The following is an 18231-nucleotide window of genomic DNA, read 5'->3' as shown; positions in this document are numbered from 1 at the left end:
TCGCCGCCATGAAAAACGACTTATCCGCCCTTGAGGCGGCGCGCCTGCTGGGCGTCAGCCTGCCCACCCTGTATTCCTACGTGAGCCGGGGCTTGCTGGCGTCCGTCAGTAACGGAGAATCGCGCCGCAAGCGCTATCCGCAGGAAGACGTGCTGCGCCTGGCGGCGCGCAAGAATGACGCCAAGCGGGGCGGCCAGACGGCCGTGGCCGCCATGCACTGGGGCTTGCCCGTGCTGGAAACGCAAATTTCCCACATTCTCGATGGCCGGCTGCTGTACCGGGGCTGCGACGCGGCGGCGCTGGCCGTGTCCGCGACTCTGGAGACGGCCGCCGACCTGCTGTGGGACGATAACGCGCGCGACTATTTCCAGCAAGATGTTCCTGCCCTGCCGCAGGAACTGGCCAGCGCGCCCGATGCGCCGCCGCTGGCGCGCGCCATGCTGGCCATGGCCATGCTGTCGTCCCTGCCTGCGCCTGCTGACGTGCTGCAGTCCGGCCCCGCCTTGATGCGCATCCTGGCCGCCGCCTTGCTCCAGACGGCACCGTCCGCCTTGCCGCTGCACTGGCAGCTGGCCCAGGCGTGGCAGGCCGACACGGACCAGACTGAATTGCTGCGCGCCGCCCTCGTGCTGCTGGCCGACCATGAATTGAATGCGTCGACCTTTGCCGTGCGCTGCGTCGCCTCCACGGGCGCCAGCCTGCCAGCCGCGCTGGGCGCCGGGCTGGCTGCCTTGTCCGGCGACAGACACGGCGGCGGCAGCGCGGCGGCCAGGTGCATGTTGACGCAGGCGCTGGCCGCGCCGGACGCCAGGGATGCCATCGGCGCCTTTTACATGACCATCGCGCCGGAATTCGCCGGCTTTGGCCACCCGCTGTATCCGCGAGGCGACCCGCGTGCCGCGTATCTGCTGGACCGTCTGTCGGCGCTGTCGCACGCGCATCCCCAAGTGGCCATCATCCTGTCGGTCTGCGCCACGGCGGGCGAACTGCTCGATGCGCGTCCGAATGCGGATCTGGCGCTGGCCGCCATGGAGCTGGCGTTCGGCTGGCCCGAGGGCGCAGCATTGAGCGTGTTTGCGCTGGCCCGTTCGGCTGGCTGGATCGCGCATGCCAACGAGCAAGTCGCCAGCGCGGCCCTGATACGCCCCCGCGCCCGCTACATCGGACGCCACCAGCGCGACTGACAATATTCGCTTGATTTATTACGCATACGTAGTAGTATACTTCGCATGCGTACCAATACCTCCCCTACTTCAGACGTCTCCGATGCCGCAGCCTGCCCGATGGGCGAGCGTTCGCCGCGCCTGTTCAATCTGCTCAACCTGGCGCGCCAGAATCTGTTTCGTTCGGCAGACGCCGTCTTCACCAGCGAACTGGGATTTTCAGGCACGCAAGTGGTCGCCCTGTTTGCCCTGAAGGGCGAGGAAGGCTGCCAGCTCAAGGACTTGGGGCGGGCGCTGCAACTGAAGAACTCGGCCGTCACGGGCCTGGTGGCGCGCATGGAAGAAAACGGCCTGATCGTGCGCGGCCAGTCTGCGCTCGATGCGCGCGCCGGCACCCTGCACATGTCGCCCAGGGGCGGCGAGGTGCTGGCCGCCGCCCTGCCCCTGCTCGACAGCCTGAACGAACAACTGAAGCAAGGTTTCAGCGAGGAAGAACTGGCCGTCGTCGCCCGCTTCCTGCTGCACGCCTCGCGCCTGCGTTTTGCGCAGGACGTCTGACCCATCCCCACATCACCACCACAGGAGTTATCCATGCACCCGAAAGACATGACCGGCTTGCAACTGATGCAAGCGTTCGCGCAAGGCCTGTTCCCACGGCCCGGCATTTCCAAGACCATGCCCATGGATGCACAAACCGTGGAGCATGGCCGCGTCATCTTCACGGCGACGGCAAATGAAACGCACACCAATCCCATGGGCGGCGTGCATGGCGGCTTCGCGGCCACCGTGCTCGACACGGTCACGGGCTGCGCCACGCACACGGTCTTGCCGGCCGGCGAAAGCTATGGCACGACGGACCTGAACATCAAGATGTGCCGCCCCCTGCCCTTCAACGTGACGGTCTACGCGGAAGGCAAAGTCATCAATGCGGGACGCAACCTGGTCATTTCCGAAGGCACGATCCGCGACGAAGCCGGTAAAGTGTACGCCCACGCGACGGCCACCTGCATGATCATCCGCCCCCGGGAACAAGCGGCCGCATGATACGGCCCGGCACACTCGCTGAAGCCTGGCACGTGCTGCAGGCAATTCCCGAATTCGACCAGCGGCGCAGCCTGGCGCAGTTGCAGGAGCGGCTGCTCGCCGGCGCCCTGATCCCGATCGCGGAAGCGGACGGCCAGTCCGTCGGCTTCAAGCTGGGGTATGCCGCCGAGGATGGCTCTTTGTATAGCTGGCTCGGCGGCGTACTGCCCGCGCACCGCAAGTCGGGCCTGGCGCAGCGCCTGCTGGAAGTCCAGGAAGCCTGGGCCAGCGCACACGGTTTTGCGGCCGTCACGGTGAAATCGATGAACCGCTATCCCGCCATGCTGCGTTTGTTGATCCGCAATGGATACCAGATCCGGCTGGTGGAGCACTTTGGCGATCAGGCCAGGGAGCGCATTCATTTCATCAGGCAGCTGTCCTAGAGCACTCCTCGAAGCCTCTTGATTTCCCTTGTTTGCCAAAGGAACAACGTCACCATACACTGAGCTATTCCGGCTGGGCGCTATCGAGCAAGGACAGTAGCTCAACGATTGGGGGGAGTGAATTTTATGCAATCCCATGTGGTAAGTAGCATGATATTCAACGTATAACCGACTGCGTTGGCTGATGCATTCAATCTTCGACGTCCCGCTGTCAGTGATGTCGCAACCACCATTGAAATTTACTCATCACCGCCGGGTTGCCAGTTGGCATGCAGTGATGCAAACGGTCTTAAACACTGGCTAGTTGCGTTTCGAGCTAACGAAGTCGTGCTAGAGTTACGTCGCTAATTCGGCCCGAATCAGCCAGAAAAGATTAATCGATTTCTCGTAGTATTTTGTCATGTGTAGGGAAATAGATGAGCGAAACCAAGCCCACTCAAAAACAAGTTCGACAAACTATTCAATGTCTTTGAGCAATTCTATGCATCATTTCCTGAGTTATCAGACCAGAGAATTCTGAGCTACGGGATTCTTGGTATTGCGCAAAGTCCAGTATGCTCAGCTTCTATCAGAGTACATCATGAAAAAATTACACTTTTGGCAGAACACTGCTCTAAGCTTGCAACGTCATCTCAACATCACATTGCGTGTATATGAATACTACAAATTCCAAAATTCGAGTCTTTTACAGTTATTCCCATAAGGATGAAACATTTCGCGAACAACTTGAAGAACACTTGGTTCTTCTTCGTCGTACCGGATTGATCCAAGACTGGCATGATCGAAAAATAGTACCCGGGCGCGAATGGAAAAATGAGATAGATGAAAATTTACTGGCTGCTGACCTGATTTTGTTGCTCATTAGCAGTAGCTTCATTGCATCGGATTACTGCACAGAAAAAGAACTGAGTATGGCAATGTCATTGCATGAGTCAGGTAGAGCACGAGTAGTCCCAATTTTCATAATGCCTACTGTCTTCAACGAAGCCCCCTTCGCTGGATTACAGGGATTACCTAAAGATGCCGTCTCTGTTTCCGAATGGGACAACGTGGATCTAGCCTGGCAAAACGTTGTAATTGGTCTTCGCAAGGTATTGGAGGAAATCCGCGAACAAAAGGAACGAGTTCCTGATCCAGTTCAGATGAAGACAATAAGGGAAGCTATGATCGAGGAAGTTGAGCGAATCGATGCTATCTACAGCAAGGAGGAATTTCCGCACACGCGTGGACTTCCTACTGGATTGATCGATTTGGATAGGCTCATGAGTGGTCTTGGCACCGAAGATCTAGTTGTCATAGCGTCGCGGCCATCGATGGGGAAAACTAGTTTGACTCTTCAAATAGCCGCAGAACTGGTGTGCCAAGATTTGCCAGTATTAGTTTTTAGTTTGAAATCCAAGGCTTCGGATATCTCCGGTCGAATCTTGGCGGCACGCGCTCACATCGAGTATTTTCATATGGGTGCGGGTCATATCAGGGATGACGATTGGCCACGACTTACTGCTGCGATTGCCGACTTCATGGAAAGACCTTTGCTAATTGACGATAGCCCCACATTGAATTTTGAAGATTTGAGATCGAAATGTATTAATCAAAAAGTGGCACTCGGTAAATTGGCGTTGGTGGTCGTGGACTCTCTTGATTATGTGGAATTTTATAATTATTCTTCAAATATCGGACGTTTGCTAAAATCTTTGGCGCGTGAGCTTGGTACAACCATTTTGGTCACCGTGAATTTACCAATCACTATCGAAAGTCGGCCAAATAAACGCCCAATCCTTGCCGACTTAAAGAAACCGACTGACTTGGCGGATGAAGCAGATAATGTTGCTTTCCTCTACATGGACTCTCATTATCATCCTGATTCACCTGATATAGGCACTGCTGAGTTAATTCTTGCAAAAAACAAACGAGGGCCGATCGGCACAGTAAGGCTATCGTATCTAACTAAGTATGGAACGTTTGAAAATTACATTGATATAGCTTCAAGAAGAACCGCCGATATAGTAAAGCCTTAATTCATTGTCTAGGCTGTATGCCTACATTTGGCAAACGTGGGCATGCAAAACCATGGCGCGAGCATTAGGCTATCAATGCTGTAGCGGCCATGCCAGCAAGGTGCTGTTGGCTACCTTCACCCCGCTGCCTTCCTCTTCCCCTTCAACAAACTCCCCGCCGCATTTTCCTCAAAGCGGCCCGCCTCTTCTATATAGCCATGCACGGTACCGTCGTGGCGCCAGCCGCCCTGGCGTTTGATGGCCTGGAAATCGGCGCCCGCGCGGTGCGCGCTGGTAGCCATGCCGCGGCGCAGGCTGTGGCTCGATAGTTCCGGCACGTAATCGAGCGCCGCCAGCTTGGCGCAAGCTTCCAGGATGGTGTTGATGCTGCTCGCGTGCAGACCCTTCGCGCCCACGTGTCCCCACTGATTCACCGTGCGCAAGAGCGGGCCCGTGCGGATGTGCGCCGCGGCCAGCCAGGTGCGCAAGGCCGTGGCCGGGCAGCAGACGCCGTCGCCGAACGGGATCGCCTTGACGATGCCCTCCCCCAGCTGATCCGTTTTCGAGCGGGGCAAGGTGATCACCATGCCCTGCGGCTCCCAGCTCACGTCATCCACCATCAATCCCGCCAGTTCGCTACGGCGGAAGCCGCCAAAAAATCCCAGCTGCAGCAAGGCGCTGTCGCGCAAGGCCTTGTTCGTGCCCAGCGCGGCCAGTTTGGCGACGATCAACTCCAGGTCTTCCAGAGGCAGGGCCTTGGCCTTCTTCTTTGGCTTGCCGTGCAGGCGGGCGATGCCGGCCAGGGTCTTGCGCACGGTGGGCGTGGATGCCGGGTCGGCAAAGCCCTGGTACACATGCCATTGCGACAGGGCCGTCAGGCGCAGGGCCAGGGTGCGGGCGTTCAGGCTGTCCGCATACGCCATCAGGTAGCGGATGACGGTGGACTCGTCTGCGGGCAGCGCCCCGCCCCATGCCTGGAAGTGGCGGATGGCGGAGCGGTAGGTGCGGCGCGTGTTGTCCGAGGTAGCGGCGGCGAGAAACGCCTGGTGGCGCGCGGCCAGCTCGGCATCGACCAGGGCGCCGTGTAATGGCGCGGGGGCGGCGGTGGTGCCTTTGGGCGCGGCGGCACGGCGTTTGGTAAGGGACAAATCGGGCATGGCGGCGAAATCGCGGTTTTGTACTGGGAGACACGCAGAATACCATGCCAAACACCCCCATAACACGCGATAAGCAATCTTATCGCGAGTTATATTTTTCAAAAACTCATCAAATTTATATCGTAATATTATTCTATATTACGTATTATGTAATACGTTACTAAATTTCGTTCATAGGTGATTTTATGGCCCGCACCGGCATTTTGTACTCTGATGTTATGAAAGCAGCCCAAATCGTCGCCGCCGATGGGCGCAATCCCACGGTCGACAGCGTGCGCGAAGCGCTGGGCAGCACGGGCAGCAAGAGCACCATCGCCCCCCTGCTCAAGCGCTGGAAGGAGGAGTTCCAGGGCGCGGGCGCCGTGAAAACGGAAGCGGGCTTGCCGGCCGAACTGATGGAAGCGATGCGCGGGGTCTATGAAAAGCAGCAGCGCGACGTGGCGCAGCAGCTGGAAACGGGCATGCAGCAAAATCGCGCCGAACGCGACGCGGCGCTGGAAAAGCTGAAGAAGACGGAAACGGAACGGTTGAAACTGACGGAGGCGCGCGCCGCCCTCACCCAGGAATTGCGCGCTACCCAGCACGCGCTGGCGCAATTGAAGGAAGAGCACCATTTTCGCGCCGTCACCCTGGCTACCCTGCACAGCGATAACGCGGGCCTGACGCAGCGCCTGGCCGACCGGGGCGAGGAAATCGCGGCCCTGAACCGCCAGCTGGCGCAGGTGCGCTCGCAGTTCGACCATTATCAGGAAGCGGCCGCCACCCAGCGCAGCGAAGAACGGACCCAGGCGCAGCAGCGGATCAGCCGGCTGGAACAGGAGAACGCGCAGCTGCAGCAGCGTCTGCAAGGCCAGCAAGCGACCCTGGTGCAGCAAGACATGCGCCTGGCACAACTGCAGGCGGAACAAACGCGGCTGACAGCGGAAGCGGCCGCCGACCGCGAGGCGCTGGCCACCGCGCGTCCCGAGCGCGACCAGTTCGAATTTCAATATCTGCAGGCAGCCGCGTCGGCCGACGCCCTGCTGGCCAAGCTGGACACGGCCCTGCTGGCGCTGAACGACGCCAAGGTGGCGCTGGCCGCGCAAGACCGCCAGCTCGACATGCTGGCCGAAAGCGGGCAATTATCGCAGCAGAAAATGGAGGCATTGGCGCAGGAGCGTGACGGCTTGCTGCGCGAGAATGCCGGCATGGCGGCGCGCCTGGCCCTGCTTTCGGATAGCAAGGAGAAGCGCGATGTTTGAACCTGTCTATATGGCTGCCTTGCGCGCCTCGCTGAATCTGACGTTTTATTGCCGGTAGCGCACCCGTATCCACGCGCCGATGGCGTCCACGCCGCAGTCCGCCGCATCTTCGACCCAGCCCGCGCGCGCATAGAAGCGCCGCGCGCCCGTATTGGCCAGCTGCGTTTTCAGGCTCAGATGGGGACCGTAGCACGCAACGACGGCCGCCAGCAGTTGCGCGCCGATGCCCTGCCCGCTGTGCGCCGGGTGCACGTACAAGTGGTGCAGGAAGTAATCGGGGGCATCGCCCGTGTACACGGCGGCAAAACCGGTGACGATGCCGCCGCGCTCGGCAACGAGGACGGCTTCGCCCTGCGTCGCCGCCGTGAAAGCGGCACTGCCGGCAACAGGGCCGAAGGCGTCTCGTCCGGCCAGGGCCAGGATGGCGGTGCAGGACTGCGTGTCCGCGCTGGAGAAAGGACGAATCAGGCACATGGCTGGCGCGCTATCCATTCCTTACAGGCGGCGATTCAGCACGCTGTCGACATCATGGGTTTTCAGTTCCACCTGGACCACTCCGTCCCGCAGCCAGTAGCCATCGCCTCCCTGCTCCAGCAAACCCATGTCGAGCGCACCCAAGGCTGGCGGGATGGCGCCGGCAAACAAATCCGCCACGTCGTTCCAGTGCCCGTAAAACAGTTTCAAATACCAGCCGTCGTCGTGGGCAAAGGCGAGAAAGCGGCCCCGCAAGGCAGGCAGCGGTGCCAATGCGGCACGGTGATCGAGCATCGCGGCCACGGCCGCATCGCTGGAAGCCGGCGGCGCGCCTTGCCAATCGGCCCAGGCGTGGCTGCCCGACGCATGCATGTCTTCGAACGCCAGGGCTGGCAAATGTTGCCGCGCCAAGGTCTGGAAGGCGGCAGGTTTTTTGATTGTCCCGGCACTGCCCTTGCGCAGCACGATGCCGTCAGCCTGGCCGAGGGCAGTAATAAAATCCTTGAATTCGATGCCGGAAGCGACCAGCATGCGCTGGGCCGGGTCGTGCCAGAGGTACAGATAATGTCTCAAGAGTTCGTTCGCTTTGGTTTCGGGGCCGTATTGAGCGCCACGGCGGCGCGTATCAGGGCCTTGAACGCCGCGGCATCGAGATGCGCGCCTTCGTGGATATCGATGGCCCGGCGCGTGTTGCCGTCCAGGCTGGCATTGAACAGGCCGGCCGGATCGGGCAAGGCGGCGCCCTTGGCGAAGGTGAGTTTCACGGCCAATTTGTAGGTTTCGCCCGTGCAGATCATGCCCGCGTGCGACCAGACGGGCACGCCGCGCCATTTGACTTCCTCGACCACGTCCGGGTCCGCCTGGCGGATCAGCGCCCGCACGGCGGCCAGGGTTTTGCCGCGCCAGTCCGCCAGCGAGGCGATTTTCGCGTCGATCTGGCTGGCGGCGGGCTCGGCGTTTTCGGCGTCATGATCGGGCGCCGTGCCCGGTACTGTTTTTTTCATGGCTGACATTTCCTTCCCTGCCCGCTTGCCTTACTGCGCAGGATCGGCCATGCAGCTGGCAAGCGAGGCAATCAATTGTGCGCGCAGCGCCTGGTATTGCGCATCCGTCGCAAAGTCGCGCGGATCGGCCGGCTGGTTCAGTATGTAGGCGGTGGCGACCGTGCCGCTGGCGGCGTGCAACAGTGTATACAAACTGATGATGCCTTGCGCTTGCGCGATACTGGCGTTATTCAATCCTAGCACTTCCACGCCATCGCGCGCGTCCGTTTCCAGCGGCAGTTGCTGCGGCAGCTTGCCCCTGGCGGCCATTTCCCGCATCTGCGCCACGATGGTGTCGCGGTCGGCGGCGAACTGGCCTTCGGCGCTGCGTTCGATCTTCAAATTCACGAAAGGCAAGCTGCTCTTGCGAAACAGCATCAGCCGATAGCCATCGGCCGTCGATATCTGCCTATCCCCCGCCGCCATCTTGACGACGCGCGTGGTCGCACCGGCCGGCAGCCGGTCCTGCGTCTTGAACTGGAACTGGCTGCGGTTGATGCATTGCGCCAAGGGCGCCAAAGGATCGGCCGTGCGGTCTTGCGCGTGGGCGCCCAGTGTCGCGAGCAATACGGGGATGGTAAGCAAATGGCGGTGGTTCATGAAAGGCGTCAGTCATCGAGTCAAGGAGCGGCGAGCATAACCGTCTATATTGCCAGAAGGCAAATGTTTAGTTGCCATCCTCTAAATACCCATGGGATAGCTTCTTAATATGAACTTCACCTGGCCCACGTAGCATTCATGTTGGCAAGGCTCTCATTGTGCAGCGCCTGCCCTTTTCCGGCTGAATCATGAATGACATCGCGTTAACCCTGCGCCACGGCGCCGCCGTGCCGCCCGCAGTGACACCGCTTCCTGCCAGTGGCCACCGCCTGAAAGCGGCGCTGGGCGCCCTCTTCTTTCCCCGCCAGCGCACGCGCTGGCACGCTTTCCTGGGCAGCATGCCGGGCTTGCACTCGCTGGCGCAGCTGCACCCGTGCCTGCGCTTCAAGATTTACCGTCCATACGCCTCGCGCCAGCTCGGTTGCGCGGATCGCCGGGCATTGCTGGAAGGACATTACCGTTTCCTGTGGCAGGCTGGCGCGCGCGCGCTGGTCGAGCGGGCGGCGCGTGGGCCCGTCGTGCTGGCCGCCTTCGAAGGCAAGGACGCGGCCCTGTACCGCTTGCAACTGACGGCCATCCACGACAGCTACCGCGAAGGCGAACTGTGTCTGCGCCTGACGCGCGACGGCCAGCCCTTGTACCTGGCCAGTTTTTTGTTCGTGCCGCGCGCCGATGGCGTCTCGCTGCAGCTGGGCGCGCTGCAAGGCTTGCGCTCGGAAGCGGGCAAGCTGGCCGTCAAGGAAGCCACGCGGGCGCTGCACGGTTGCCGCCCGAAGAACCTGATGGTGACGGCCTTGCGCGATTTCGGCGATTTTTTTGCCTGTAATAACCTGTTCTTGATCAGCAATGACAACCGCATCGCCCTGAATGCGCGGCGCCGCCGCCATATCGCCGCCGATTACGACCAGGCGTGGCAGGAATTGCACGCCCTGCGCATGCGCGATGGCAATTATCACTTGCCCTGCGCGCCCTATCGGCTACCGGACCTGGCCGACGTACCGTCCAAGAAACGCGCCGATGCGCGCCGGCGCGGCGAATTGCTGCAATGTATGAGCAACGGCATGCGCGCGCAACTGACGGCGTTGCTGGCGATGGCATCTTGCCAAAACAGCCATCTTTCCAGCGAAGATGTTATGCTGCATTCCCATCAATAACTGACGACGGAAACACGATGCCCCCACGCCTGCGTACCCTGCTGTTGCCCATCTTGTCGCTGTCCGGCGCCGCCGCGCTGGCCGCCCCCACGCTCGATGCCGCCATGCGGGAGCGCGCGGAAACATTGGTGCGTGACGGCAAGCATGCCAGCCTGGTCATCGCCGTGATCGATGGCAAGGACAGCGCCGTGTACGGCTTCGGCCGCGCGCGACCAGGCGATGCGGGCGTGCCCGATGCCGACACCGTATATGAAATCGGCTCCGTGACGAAAACCATGACGGGCCTGCTGCTGGCGGACGCCGTCGTGGCGGGCAAGGCCAGGCTGGAGCAGCCGGTGGCCGAGCTGCTGCCCGGCTACGCCATCCCCGCGCTCGCGGGCCAGCCAATCACCCTGGGCCAGCTTGCCACGCAATTTTCCGGCTTGCCCCGCCTGCCCGCCAACCTGGCGCCGGCGGACATGGCCAATCCCTACGCCGGCTTTGGCGAGGCGCAGCTGCGCAGCTTTTTGGCCGGCCATACCTTGACGCGCGCGCCCGGCGCCGCGTATGAATACTCGAACCTCGCGTATGGCTTGCTGGGCACCGCATTGGCCACGCAGGCAAACATGTCTTACGAGGAACTGCTGCAAGCCCGCATTTTCCGTCCGCTGGGCATGGTCTCGACTTTCACGGCAGGCACGCCCGCCCTGCGCGCGCGACTGGCGCCTGGCCACCTGGCCGATGGCAAGCCGGCCGCGAACTGGGATTTCCAGGCCATCGCGGGAGCCGGCGCCGTGCGTTCGAGCGCGCGCGACATGATTGCCTACATGCAGTCGTACATGCGGGCGACCAGTCCCGCGCACCAACTGGCCGTGCGGCCGCAGCGGGTGCTGGCCGGCGAAGGCGACGGCGATGGCGTGAAAAAGATCGGCCTGGCGTGGATGCTCGACCAGGTCAAGGGCCGGCCCTTCGCCTGGCATAACGGGCAGACGGGCGGCTATGCCAGCTTCGCCGGCTACACCCTGGACGGCAAGCGGGGCGTGGTGGTGCTGAGCAGCACGGCGCGCGACGTCGACGGCCTGGGCGTAGGCGTGCTGCTGCCCGGCAGCCTGTCGCCGCCGAACGCCCCGGCGCCCAAGGAAATAGCCATCGCGCCGGCCGAACTGGCGCAATATGCGGGCCAGTATGCGCTGGCGCCCACGTTTATCCTCAGCGTGCGCCAGGGTCCCGATGGCTTGCTGGTGGGCGCCACGGGCCAGCCCGAAGTACCCGTGTACGCCAGCGCGAAGGACAGCTTCTTTTACAAGGTGGTCGAGGCGCAGCTGGTATTCCAGCGCGATGCGCAAGGCGCCATCACGGGCCTCGTCCTGCACCAGAACGGCCAAGCCCTGCCGGGAAAACGCAAACCTTAGCATACTGGCAAAAGTGACATGAAATTCAGATGACCTTCATGTTGGCGCCGTATCCTTGACCAGGCATGCCAGACACCTCATCCAGGCGCTGGCACGCATACGGCCCACCCTGGACAAGGTTCCCATGACACCCACTTTTACCCTCCTCCCTCTTTGCCTCGTCGGCGGCGCAGCCCTGGCCGCACCCGTGCTGGACGACGCCGTGCGCCAGCGCGCCGAGGAACTCACGCGCACGGGCATGCACGCGAGCATCGTCATCGCCATCATCGACGGCAAGGACAGCGCCGTGTACGCCTTTGGCAGCATACACGCCGGCAAGAACATCAGGCCGGGCGCCGATACCGTCTACCAGATCGGTTCCGTCACCAAGACCATGACGGGCTTGCTGCTGGCCGACGCCGTCGCCGAAAACAAGGTCAAACTCGAGGAACCCGTGGCGGCATTATTGCCTGGCTATACGGTGCCTGCGTTCGAGGGCAAGACGATCAGCCTGCTCGACCTGGCTACGCACTACTCCTCGCTGCCGCGCCTGCCCGACAACTTCGCGCCCAAGGACCCGGCCAATCCGTATGCCGACTACACGGAAGCCAAACAACGGCAGTTTCTCGCCGCCTATCATCTGCCGTACGCGCCGGGCACGAAACTTGAATACTCCAATATCGGCTACGCCGTGCTGGGCACGGCCCTGGCGGCACAGGCCGGTACCAGCTTTGAGGCGCTGCTGCAAAAGCGCATCGCCGTGCCGCTGGGCATGCGTTCCACCTCGAACAAGCCCACGCACGGCATGCTGGCGCGCCTGGCGCCCGGCCATCAGCTGTCGGGCGAACCGGCGCCGGCATGGAATATGAACGTGGTGGCGCCGGCCGGCGGCGTGTATTCGAGCGCGCGCGACATGATCGCCTATCTGCAAGCCCACATGTATAAACCGCTGCGCCCGTATGCGCTGGCGATCGAGCCGCAACGTCCGCTGGCGCCCGACAGCGGCTCGAAAATCGGTCTGGCCTGGCTGCTGGAACAGCAACAGGGACACAGCTACGCCTGGCACAACGGCCAGACGGGCGGCTACGCCAGCTATGCGGCGTTCACGACGGACGGCAAGCGGGGCGTGATAGTGCTGACCAACACGGTGCGCGAGGTCGATGCGCTGGGTTTGTCCGCCTTGTTGCCCGGCACGCCCTTGCCTCCGCTGAAAAAGCCGCAGGCCGCCATCGCGCTGCCGCGCGTCGCGCTGGCCGAGTACGTGGGCGTGTATCCGCTGGGCGCGGAATTCGCGTTGACGGTGACCTTGGGCAAGCAGGGCCTGGAGGCGGCCGGCACGGGCGTCGGGTCCGCCCCCTTGTTTGCCAGCGCCAAGGACCAGTTTTTCTTCCGCGCCATCGAGGCGGAACTGGCGTTTACACGCGATGCGGCGGGCAAGATCGCCGGCGCCGTGCTCAAGCAAGGCGGACAGGACATCGTCTTGCCCCGCAAGCCGTAAAAATCAGGCTGCCGGGTCTTGCATGAATTGCTCGACCCGCGCGACAAACTCCGCCTTGCTGCGCGTGCGAAATTCACCGAGGAAAGCGTCGCTGCCCTGGACAATCTTGCCGTGGCGGTCATATTCCACTCGCCCCATTTCCAGCACGAATTCTCCCTGCGGATCGTCTTCCGGCTCGAAGTGCGAGTTGAAGCAGTAACCGTTGTCGCGGCAGCTGCCCCACAGCAGCAATGCGCTGCTGAACCACTCCATCGTATCGGGGCCCGGGTCGACTTCGAACAGGGTGTTGACGGTGATGTGCCAGCCGCCGGGAACGCGCAGCGGCTGCAAGGGATAGGGAAAGCGTGGCTGTTTCATGTGGACGACGGCGCGCGGCGCGCCCGGTAAAAGGTGAGGAATTCCGCGGCCGGCAGCGCTTTCGCAAACAGCCAGCCCTGGCCGAACTCCACCTTGCGTTCCAGCAGATAATCGGCTTGCTGCTGCGTTTCGATGCCTTCGGCGACGATCAGCATGTTCAAGGTGCGGGCCATGGCGATGATGTGCGGCGTGACGCTGCTGGTGGCCGCGTCCGTGCCGATGGTGTCGACGAAGGATTTGTCGATTTTCAAGGCGTCGAGCGGCAGGTTTTGCAGGCTGGACAGGCTGGAATAACCGGTGCCGAAGTCGTCGATGGCGACCGCGTGGCCCCGCGCCCTGGCCTTTTCAATGGTGGCGCGGGCCGCTTCCACGTTGATGAAGCCCCGCTCCGTCGCTTCCAGCCAGATCTGCTGCGCCTCGATGCCCGTGCCGGCCAGCGCGCGTTCCAGCACGTCGAGCACCCGGCCCGTTTCGATATCGCTGGCGCACAGGTTGATGGCGATGTGCAGATCGCGGTCGGCCAGCAGCGCGGCGCGCATGTCGGCGATCACGCAAGCGATCACCTGGTCCGTGATGGGCAGTATCAGTTCGGCCTCCTCGGCCACGGGGATGAACAGGTCGGGCCGTATCATGCTGCCGTCGGGGCGGCGCCAGCGTATCAGCGCTTCGGCGCCCACGCACACGCCCGTGTCGAGCGCGATGATGGGCTGATAGTGGACAAAGAATTCGCGCCGCTCGACCGCCGTTTCCAGTTCGCCGCGCAGCGACAGCCGGCGGCGCGACAGCCACACGACGATGCCGACGATGAAGGCGGCCATCAGCAGGCCCAGCGGCAAGAGCAGCAGCTGTTCGCGGCGCAGCCTCTCGCCGAGCTTGCTGCGCGGCTCGATCATGACGGCCGTCAAGCCATCGCGGTACAGGATCGCATGGATGCTGTCCTCGTGGGCAAAGTTACCCATCGCTCCTTTGCCAGCAAGCAGGGTCTTGACCAGGGCCGGGTCCGGATGATGCAAGGTGTCGAGCACGCCGCCCTTGCCGATGGCCACGGCCATCTGGATATCGTTGTCGACGATGACGTCGGAAAAGCGCACGGGATCGATCAGCACCTTATAGGCGCGGTAGGACAAGCCCACCATGCGCTTGCCGCCGCTGACGACGGGGCGCAGGTTGAAATCGAGGCCCATGCCATTGTCCAGCGTGAAGTCGGCGGGCGTGACGGCGATGCGTTCTTCCTCTAGTCCCGTGGACGTGCATTTGAGCAAGCCGTTTTCCACATAGCCGATATCGTCGATGCTGCGCGTGGTGATGGTGATGCGGCGCAGTTGCTGGACGTGCGCTTCCGAACACGGCGCCAGGTCCAACGCATCGGCGCTGCGCAAGGCCATGCTGGCCGAGGCGATGGAACGGTGGGCGCGCTCGAGCGCGTAGCCGGCCAGCAGGCGCAGGCGTTCCTGCTCGCCCTGCTCGGCGCGCACGGACGACAGATAGAAGGCCAGGCTCAGGGGGGCGGCCACGCCGATGACTGCCACCAGCACACTCGTGACGATAATGCGTTTTCTGCGCATAGGATTACCTGCGGTAGTTATATGATTGCTATGTATTGCTCGATGGCATCATATTACAAGTGCAGGCCGCGCACGCGGATATTGCTGAACAGTTACATCTTTTCCAGCGGCCGCGCCAGCACGAACACGAGCGCCGCCACGACGGCCGCCAGTGCGCCAGCCAGGTAGAGCACGCTGGCAAAACCGTCGATGAAGGCGTGGCGCGCCGCTTCCTGCGCCACGGCCTGCATCGCGGGCGGCAGCTGGCCGAAGGCCTCGGCCGCGTTGCCGGCGACGATGCGCCCTATCATTTCAGGTGAGGCCTTCAAGCCGTGCAGCCACGCCAGCTTGTCGAACGAGGCGGCCGTGCGCATGGCCAGCACGGCGCCCAGTGCGCCCACGGCCAGCACGATGCCGACAAAGCGCGTCGTCGTGCTGATGCCCGAGCCCATGCCCGTGCGCTCGCGCGGGATGCAGGCAAGGATGGCTTTTTGCGTCGTGCCGTTAAGCAATCCGGCGCCCGCGCCCGTGACGACCATGCCCGCCGCCACCCAGCCATACTGCAGGCTGGCGGCGGCCAGTGCCGTGGCAACGTTGCCGACGGCAACGATCAGCAAACCCGTGACTAACATGCCGCGGTCATCCAGATGGCGCATGGCGCGCGGCGCCAGTCGCGACAGCACGACCATGGCGACGGCAAACGGCAGCATGGCGCAGCCGGCCAGCACGGCGGAAAAACCGAAGCCGTTCTGCAGATACAGCGGTAAAAAGGTCATCATCACTTGCGCGGCGATGGCGTAGCCGAACATGCCCAGCACGGCGCCGACGAACACGCGCCGGCCAAACAGGGACAAATCGACCATCGGTGCGCGCTGGCGCCGTTCCACCAGCACGAACACGGCCAGCAGCGCCGCGCCCGCGACAAAGCGCAGCACGGTGGCACGGCTGGACCAGCCCGCCACGCTGGCGTCGATCAAGCCCCAGATGATGGCGAACAGGCCGGCGGAAAATAATGCCGCACCGAGCGGGTCGAAGCTGGCGTTGGACGCGTCCTTCGATTCATCCACGTGCTTGCCTACCAGCCACATCAGGATGGCGACGACGGGCAGGTTCAGGTAGAAAATCCAGCGCCAGTTGATGGTGCTCGTGACGAGGCCGCCCAAGAGGGGCGCCACCGTCATGGCCACGCCCATGGCCGCGCCCCACACGGACCAGGCGCGCGCCCTCTCTTTTTCCGCATGGAAGGTGTGGCCGATGACGGCCAGGGCGGAGGTCAGCAGCAGCGCCGCACCGAGTCCCTTGATGGCGCGCGCCACGTTGAGCACGAACGGCGTCCACGCCAGGCCGCACAGCAGGGACGCCAGCGCGAACACGGCCAGGCCGAACAGCATGACCCTGCGCCGTCCCAGGCGGTCGGCGATGCTGCCGGCGGGCAGCAAAAACGAGGCGAACGCCAGCATGTAGGCGCTGACCACCCATTCCACGTCGACGAAGCTGGCGTTGAGCGAGCGGGCGATCGAGGGCAAGGAAACGGCCACGACGTTGGTGTCGAGCATGATCAGCGCGCACACGCCCGAGCACGTATATAAAGTCCAGTTGGTATTTTTCATGCCCCGATTGTAAGCAGCTTAGTATTATTTCCTGTTATAAGACAGCCGCCTTATAATTTACTCATGGTGAATACAGATAAAGAGATGGAACTGCGGCATTTCCGCTGCGTGCTGGCCGTCGCGCACAGCCTGCACTTCGCGCGGGCGGCCGCGGAACTGGGCATTTCGCCGCCCGCGCTGACCAAGCAGGTGCAGGAAACGGAGCTGCTGCTGGGTACGCGCTTGTTCCAGCGCAGCAAGCGCGCCGTATCCCTGACGGCCGCCGGCGAACTGTTCGTGCTGGAAGCGGCGCGGGCGCTGGGGCAGCTGGCGCAGGCGCAGGAAGTGGCGCGCCGCGCCGGACGGGGCGAACTGGGGCGGCTGGAAATCGGCTATGTGGCGTCGGCCGCGTATTCCGGCGTGCTGCAGGGCCAGTTTGCCCGCTTTCGCGCCAGCCATCCCGGCATCCACATCGGCGCGCGCGAGTATGCAATGGATACCCTGCCCGGCTTGCTGGACCAGGGCCGGGTCGACCTGGCGTTCGTGCGCCCGCCCCTGCGCTTGCCGGACGGACTGGACAGCGTGGTCTTGCTGCGCGACCGCTTCGTGCTGGCCGTGCAGGCCGACAGCTCGCTGGCCTTGTCTGACGTGGCGGCGCCGGCCGCGCTGGCGCAGCAGGCGTTCATCGTGCCGGAACAGGAATTGGGAACGTTGGAAGTGAGCCGGCGCGGCGGTTTTGCTGCCCAGGTGGTGTCGCGCCCGGGCAGCCTGGTGGCCGTGCTGACGGAAGTGTCGCTGGGCGTCGGCTGCGCCATCGTCCCCCATTCCGTGATGGCCAGCGTGCAATTGCCGGGCGTGGTGTTCCGCGAGCTGGCAGGGCCGCAGATCAGCTCGGAAATCGCCGTGGCCTTCCGCCGCCACGAACAGGCGCCCGCCGCGCGCGCCTTCATTGCCCAGCTGCGCGCAGTCGCGCTGTAACGCTGGTTTAAGCTCAACTATTCTTCAATACGGCCACGGCGTAGGTGCAGGCGGTGGCCGTTTCATTGCGGAACACGCAGTCGGCCGGCGGCCCCAGCTCCAGGCAGTCGCCCTCGTCCAGCACGTGGCGGGTCTCCCCTTCGATGAACACGAGGCTGCCGCTGAGCGACCAGATGAGTTGTCTCCGCGACACATAGGCGGCGGCCGGCATGGCCACCACGGCGCCCGGCGGCAAGGTAATATGCACGAGGTCGAGCGGCATGTCGGACGCGGGCGACACGTGCCGCCGCAGATAGCCGCTCTGCGGGTCGGTCCACACCGGTTGTTCCGCCTTGCGCAGCAAACGCCCCGCGCGCATCTCGGCGCGGGCGATCAGCTCGGACATGCTCAGCTCGAAGGCGCCCGACAGCCGCGCCAGCAAGGTGGCCGTGGGGCTGCAGTCGCCCCGCTCCACCTTGTGCACCATCGCGCGCGACACGCCCGAGCGGGCCGCCAGCTCCGTCAGCGACCAGCCCAGGTTTTCCCGCTCGAGGCGCACCCTGGCGCCGATGCGCTGGTTCAATTCGTCTGGTTTAGTGGACATTTATGTTATTTTATTGG

General features: G+C 62.9%; 19 protein-coding genes. 10 read left to right on the top strand and 9 right to left on the bottom strand.

Annotated elements, in window-relative coordinates:
* The first annotated feature begins 8 nt into the window (after positions 1-8).
* The 5 genes from BLU39_RS00350 to BLU39_RS00330 all read left to right on the top strand — a co-directional run bounded on the left by BLU39_RS00350 (position 9) and on the right by BLU39_RS00330 (position 4647).
* Positions 9-1184 carry a citrate synthase family protein gene (locus tag BLU39_RS00350; RefSeq protein WP_092708107.1) on the top strand — a complete coding sequence of 392 codons (1176 nt, stop codon included), beginning with the start codon at positions 9-11 and terminating at the stop codon, positions 1182-1184.
* 45 nt (positions 1185-1229) lie between these two features.
* On the top strand, positions 1230-1721 hold the full coding sequence (locus tag BLU39_RS00345) for a MarR family winged helix-turn-helix transcriptional regulator (RefSeq protein ID WP_217635035.1): 492 nt from the start codon (positions 1230-1232) through the stop codon (positions 1719-1721).
* Between the two features lie 33 nt (positions 1722-1754).
* The gene (locus BLU39_RS00340) at positions 1755-2207 is read left to right on the top strand and encodes a PaaI family thioesterase (RefSeq protein WP_070301704.1); all 453 of its coding nucleotides are present in this window, start codon (positions 1755-1757) and stop codon (positions 2205-2207) included.
* Positions 2204-2629 (top strand): GNAT family N-acetyltransferase, encoded by a 426-nt coding sequence (locus tag BLU39_RS00335; RefSeq protein WP_092708101.1) that lies wholly within the window; start codon positions 2204-2206, stop codon positions 2627-2629. Before BLU39_RS00340 ends, BLU39_RS00335 begins: the two co-directional genes overlap by 4 nt.
* Before the next feature lie 653 nt (positions 2630-3282).
* Complete coding sequence (locus BLU39_RS00330; protein ID WP_092708098.1) at positions 3283-4647, top strand: DnaB-like helicase C-terminal domain-containing protein; 1365 nt, start codon at positions 3283-3285, stop codon at positions 4645-4647.
* A gap of 116 nt (positions 4648-4763) precedes the next feature.
* Here the strand turns inward: BLU39_RS00330 and BLU39_RS00325 are convergent, their stop codons facing one another.
* Complete coding sequence (locus BLU39_RS00325) at positions 4764-5783, bottom strand: tyrosine-type recombinase/integrase (RefSeq protein WP_092708095.1); 1020 nt, start codon at positions 5781-5783, stop codon at positions 4764-4766.
* A gap of 218 nt (positions 5784-6001) precedes the next feature.
* Here BLU39_RS00325 and BLU39_RS00320 point away from each other — a divergent pair, with 218 nt between their 5' ends.
* Positions 6002-7024 carry a DNA-binding protein gene (locus BLU39_RS00320; protein ID WP_254788834.1) on the top strand — a complete coding sequence of 341 codons (1023 nt, stop codon included), beginning with the start codon at positions 6002-6004 and terminating at the stop codon, positions 7022-7024.
* Between the two features lie 45 nt (positions 7025-7069).
* On the opposite strand, the gene BLU39_RS00315 is transcribed toward BLU39_RS00320, so the two are convergent.
* From BLU39_RS00315 to BLU39_RS00300, 4 genes are read right to left on the bottom strand one after another with little or no spacing between them, the layout of a single operon-like run.
* Positions 7070-7498 (bottom strand): GNAT family N-acetyltransferase, encoded by a 429-nt coding sequence (locus BLU39_RS00315; RefSeq protein WP_217635034.1) that lies wholly within the window; start codon positions 7496-7498, stop codon positions 7070-7072.
* A gap of 21 nt (positions 7499-7519) precedes the next feature.
* Positions 7520-8071 (bottom strand): hypothetical protein, encoded by a 552-nt coding sequence (locus BLU39_RS00310; protein WP_139178080.1) that lies wholly within the window; start codon positions 8069-8071, stop codon positions 7520-7522.
* Positions 8068-8502: a DUF1801 domain-containing protein gene (locus BLU39_RS00305; protein ID WP_092708083.1), complete on the bottom strand. Its 435-nt coding sequence runs from the start codon at positions 8500-8502 to the stop codon at positions 8068-8070. The genes BLU39_RS00310 and BLU39_RS00305 overlap by 4 nt, the downstream gene beginning before the upstream one ends.
* A 30-nt stretch (positions 8503-8532) precedes the next feature.
* Positions 8533-9141: a hypothetical protein gene (locus BLU39_RS00300; protein ID WP_092708080.1), complete on the bottom strand. Its 609-nt coding sequence runs from the start codon at positions 9139-9141 to the stop codon at positions 8533-8535.
* A 188-nt stretch (positions 9142-9329) separates the two neighbouring features.
* Here BLU39_RS00300 and BLU39_RS00295 point away from each other — a divergent pair, with 188 nt between their 5' ends.
* The 3 genes from BLU39_RS00295 (at position 9330) to BLU39_RS00285 (ending at position 13163) form a co-directional block, all read left to right on the top strand.
* Entirely contained in the window at positions 9330-10295 is a 966-nt protein-coding gene (locus BLU39_RS00295; RefSeq protein ID WP_092708077.1) for a VirK/YbjX family protein, read from the top strand.
* A 17-nt stretch (positions 10296-10312) separates the two neighbouring features.
* Positions 10313-11686, top strand: coding sequence for a serine hydrolase (locus BLU39_RS00290; protein ID WP_175539168.1), 1374 nt, complete (start codon positions 10313-10315; stop codon positions 11684-11686).
* 124 nt (positions 11687-11810) lie between these two features.
* A complete protein-coding gene (locus tag BLU39_RS00285) occupies positions 11811-13163 on the top strand; it encodes a serine hydrolase (protein WP_092708071.1) in 1353 nt (450 codons plus the stop codon).
* A gap of 3 nt (positions 13164-13166) precedes the next feature.
* Here the strand turns inward: BLU39_RS00285 and BLU39_RS00280 are convergent, their stop codons facing one another.
* The 3 genes from BLU39_RS00280 to BLU39_RS00270 all read right to left on the bottom strand — a co-directional run bounded on the left by BLU39_RS00280 (position 13167) and on the right by BLU39_RS00270 (position 16674).
* Entirely contained in the window at positions 13167-13520 is a 354-nt protein-coding gene (locus tag BLU39_RS00280; protein ID WP_139178078.1) for a hypothetical protein, read from the bottom strand.
* Positions 13517-15085 (bottom strand): EAL domain-containing protein, encoded by a 1569-nt coding sequence (locus BLU39_RS00275; RefSeq protein WP_092708065.1) that lies wholly within the window; start codon positions 15083-15085, stop codon positions 13517-13519. Before BLU39_RS00275 ends, BLU39_RS00280 begins: the two co-directional genes overlap by 4 nt.
* Positions 15086-15177: 92 nt before the next feature.
* Positions 15178-16674 (bottom strand): MFS transporter, encoded by a 1497-nt coding sequence (locus BLU39_RS00270; protein ID WP_092708062.1) that lies wholly within the window; start codon positions 16672-16674, stop codon positions 15178-15180.
* A gap of 63 nt (positions 16675-16737) precedes the next feature.
* On the opposite strand from BLU39_RS00270, the gene BLU39_RS00265 reads away from it, so the two are divergent.
* Positions 16738-17631 (top strand): LysR family transcriptional regulator, encoded by an 894-nt coding sequence (locus BLU39_RS00265; RefSeq protein ID WP_254788833.1) that lies wholly within the window; start codon positions 16738-16740, stop codon positions 17629-17631.
* 13 nt (positions 17632-17644) lie between these two features.
* On the opposite strand, the gene BLU39_RS00260 is transcribed toward BLU39_RS00265, so the two are convergent.
* Positions 17645-18214 carry a helix-turn-helix domain-containing protein gene (locus BLU39_RS00260; RefSeq protein ID WP_092708056.1) on the bottom strand — a complete coding sequence of 190 codons (570 nt, stop codon included), beginning with the start codon at positions 18212-18214 and terminating at the stop codon, positions 17645-17647.
* Between the last annotated feature and the right edge of the window lie 17 nt (positions 18215-18231).

It is taken from the genome of Janthinobacterium sp. OK676, from assembly GCF_900103595.1.
In the GTDB taxonomy this organism is placed as follows: Bacteria; Pseudomonadota; Gammaproteobacteria; order Burkholderiales; family Burkholderiaceae_D; genus Janthinobacterium.
The sequence above is the reverse complement of the archived record's forward strand: the minus strand, read 5'-3'. Positions and strand labels throughout refer to the sequence as shown.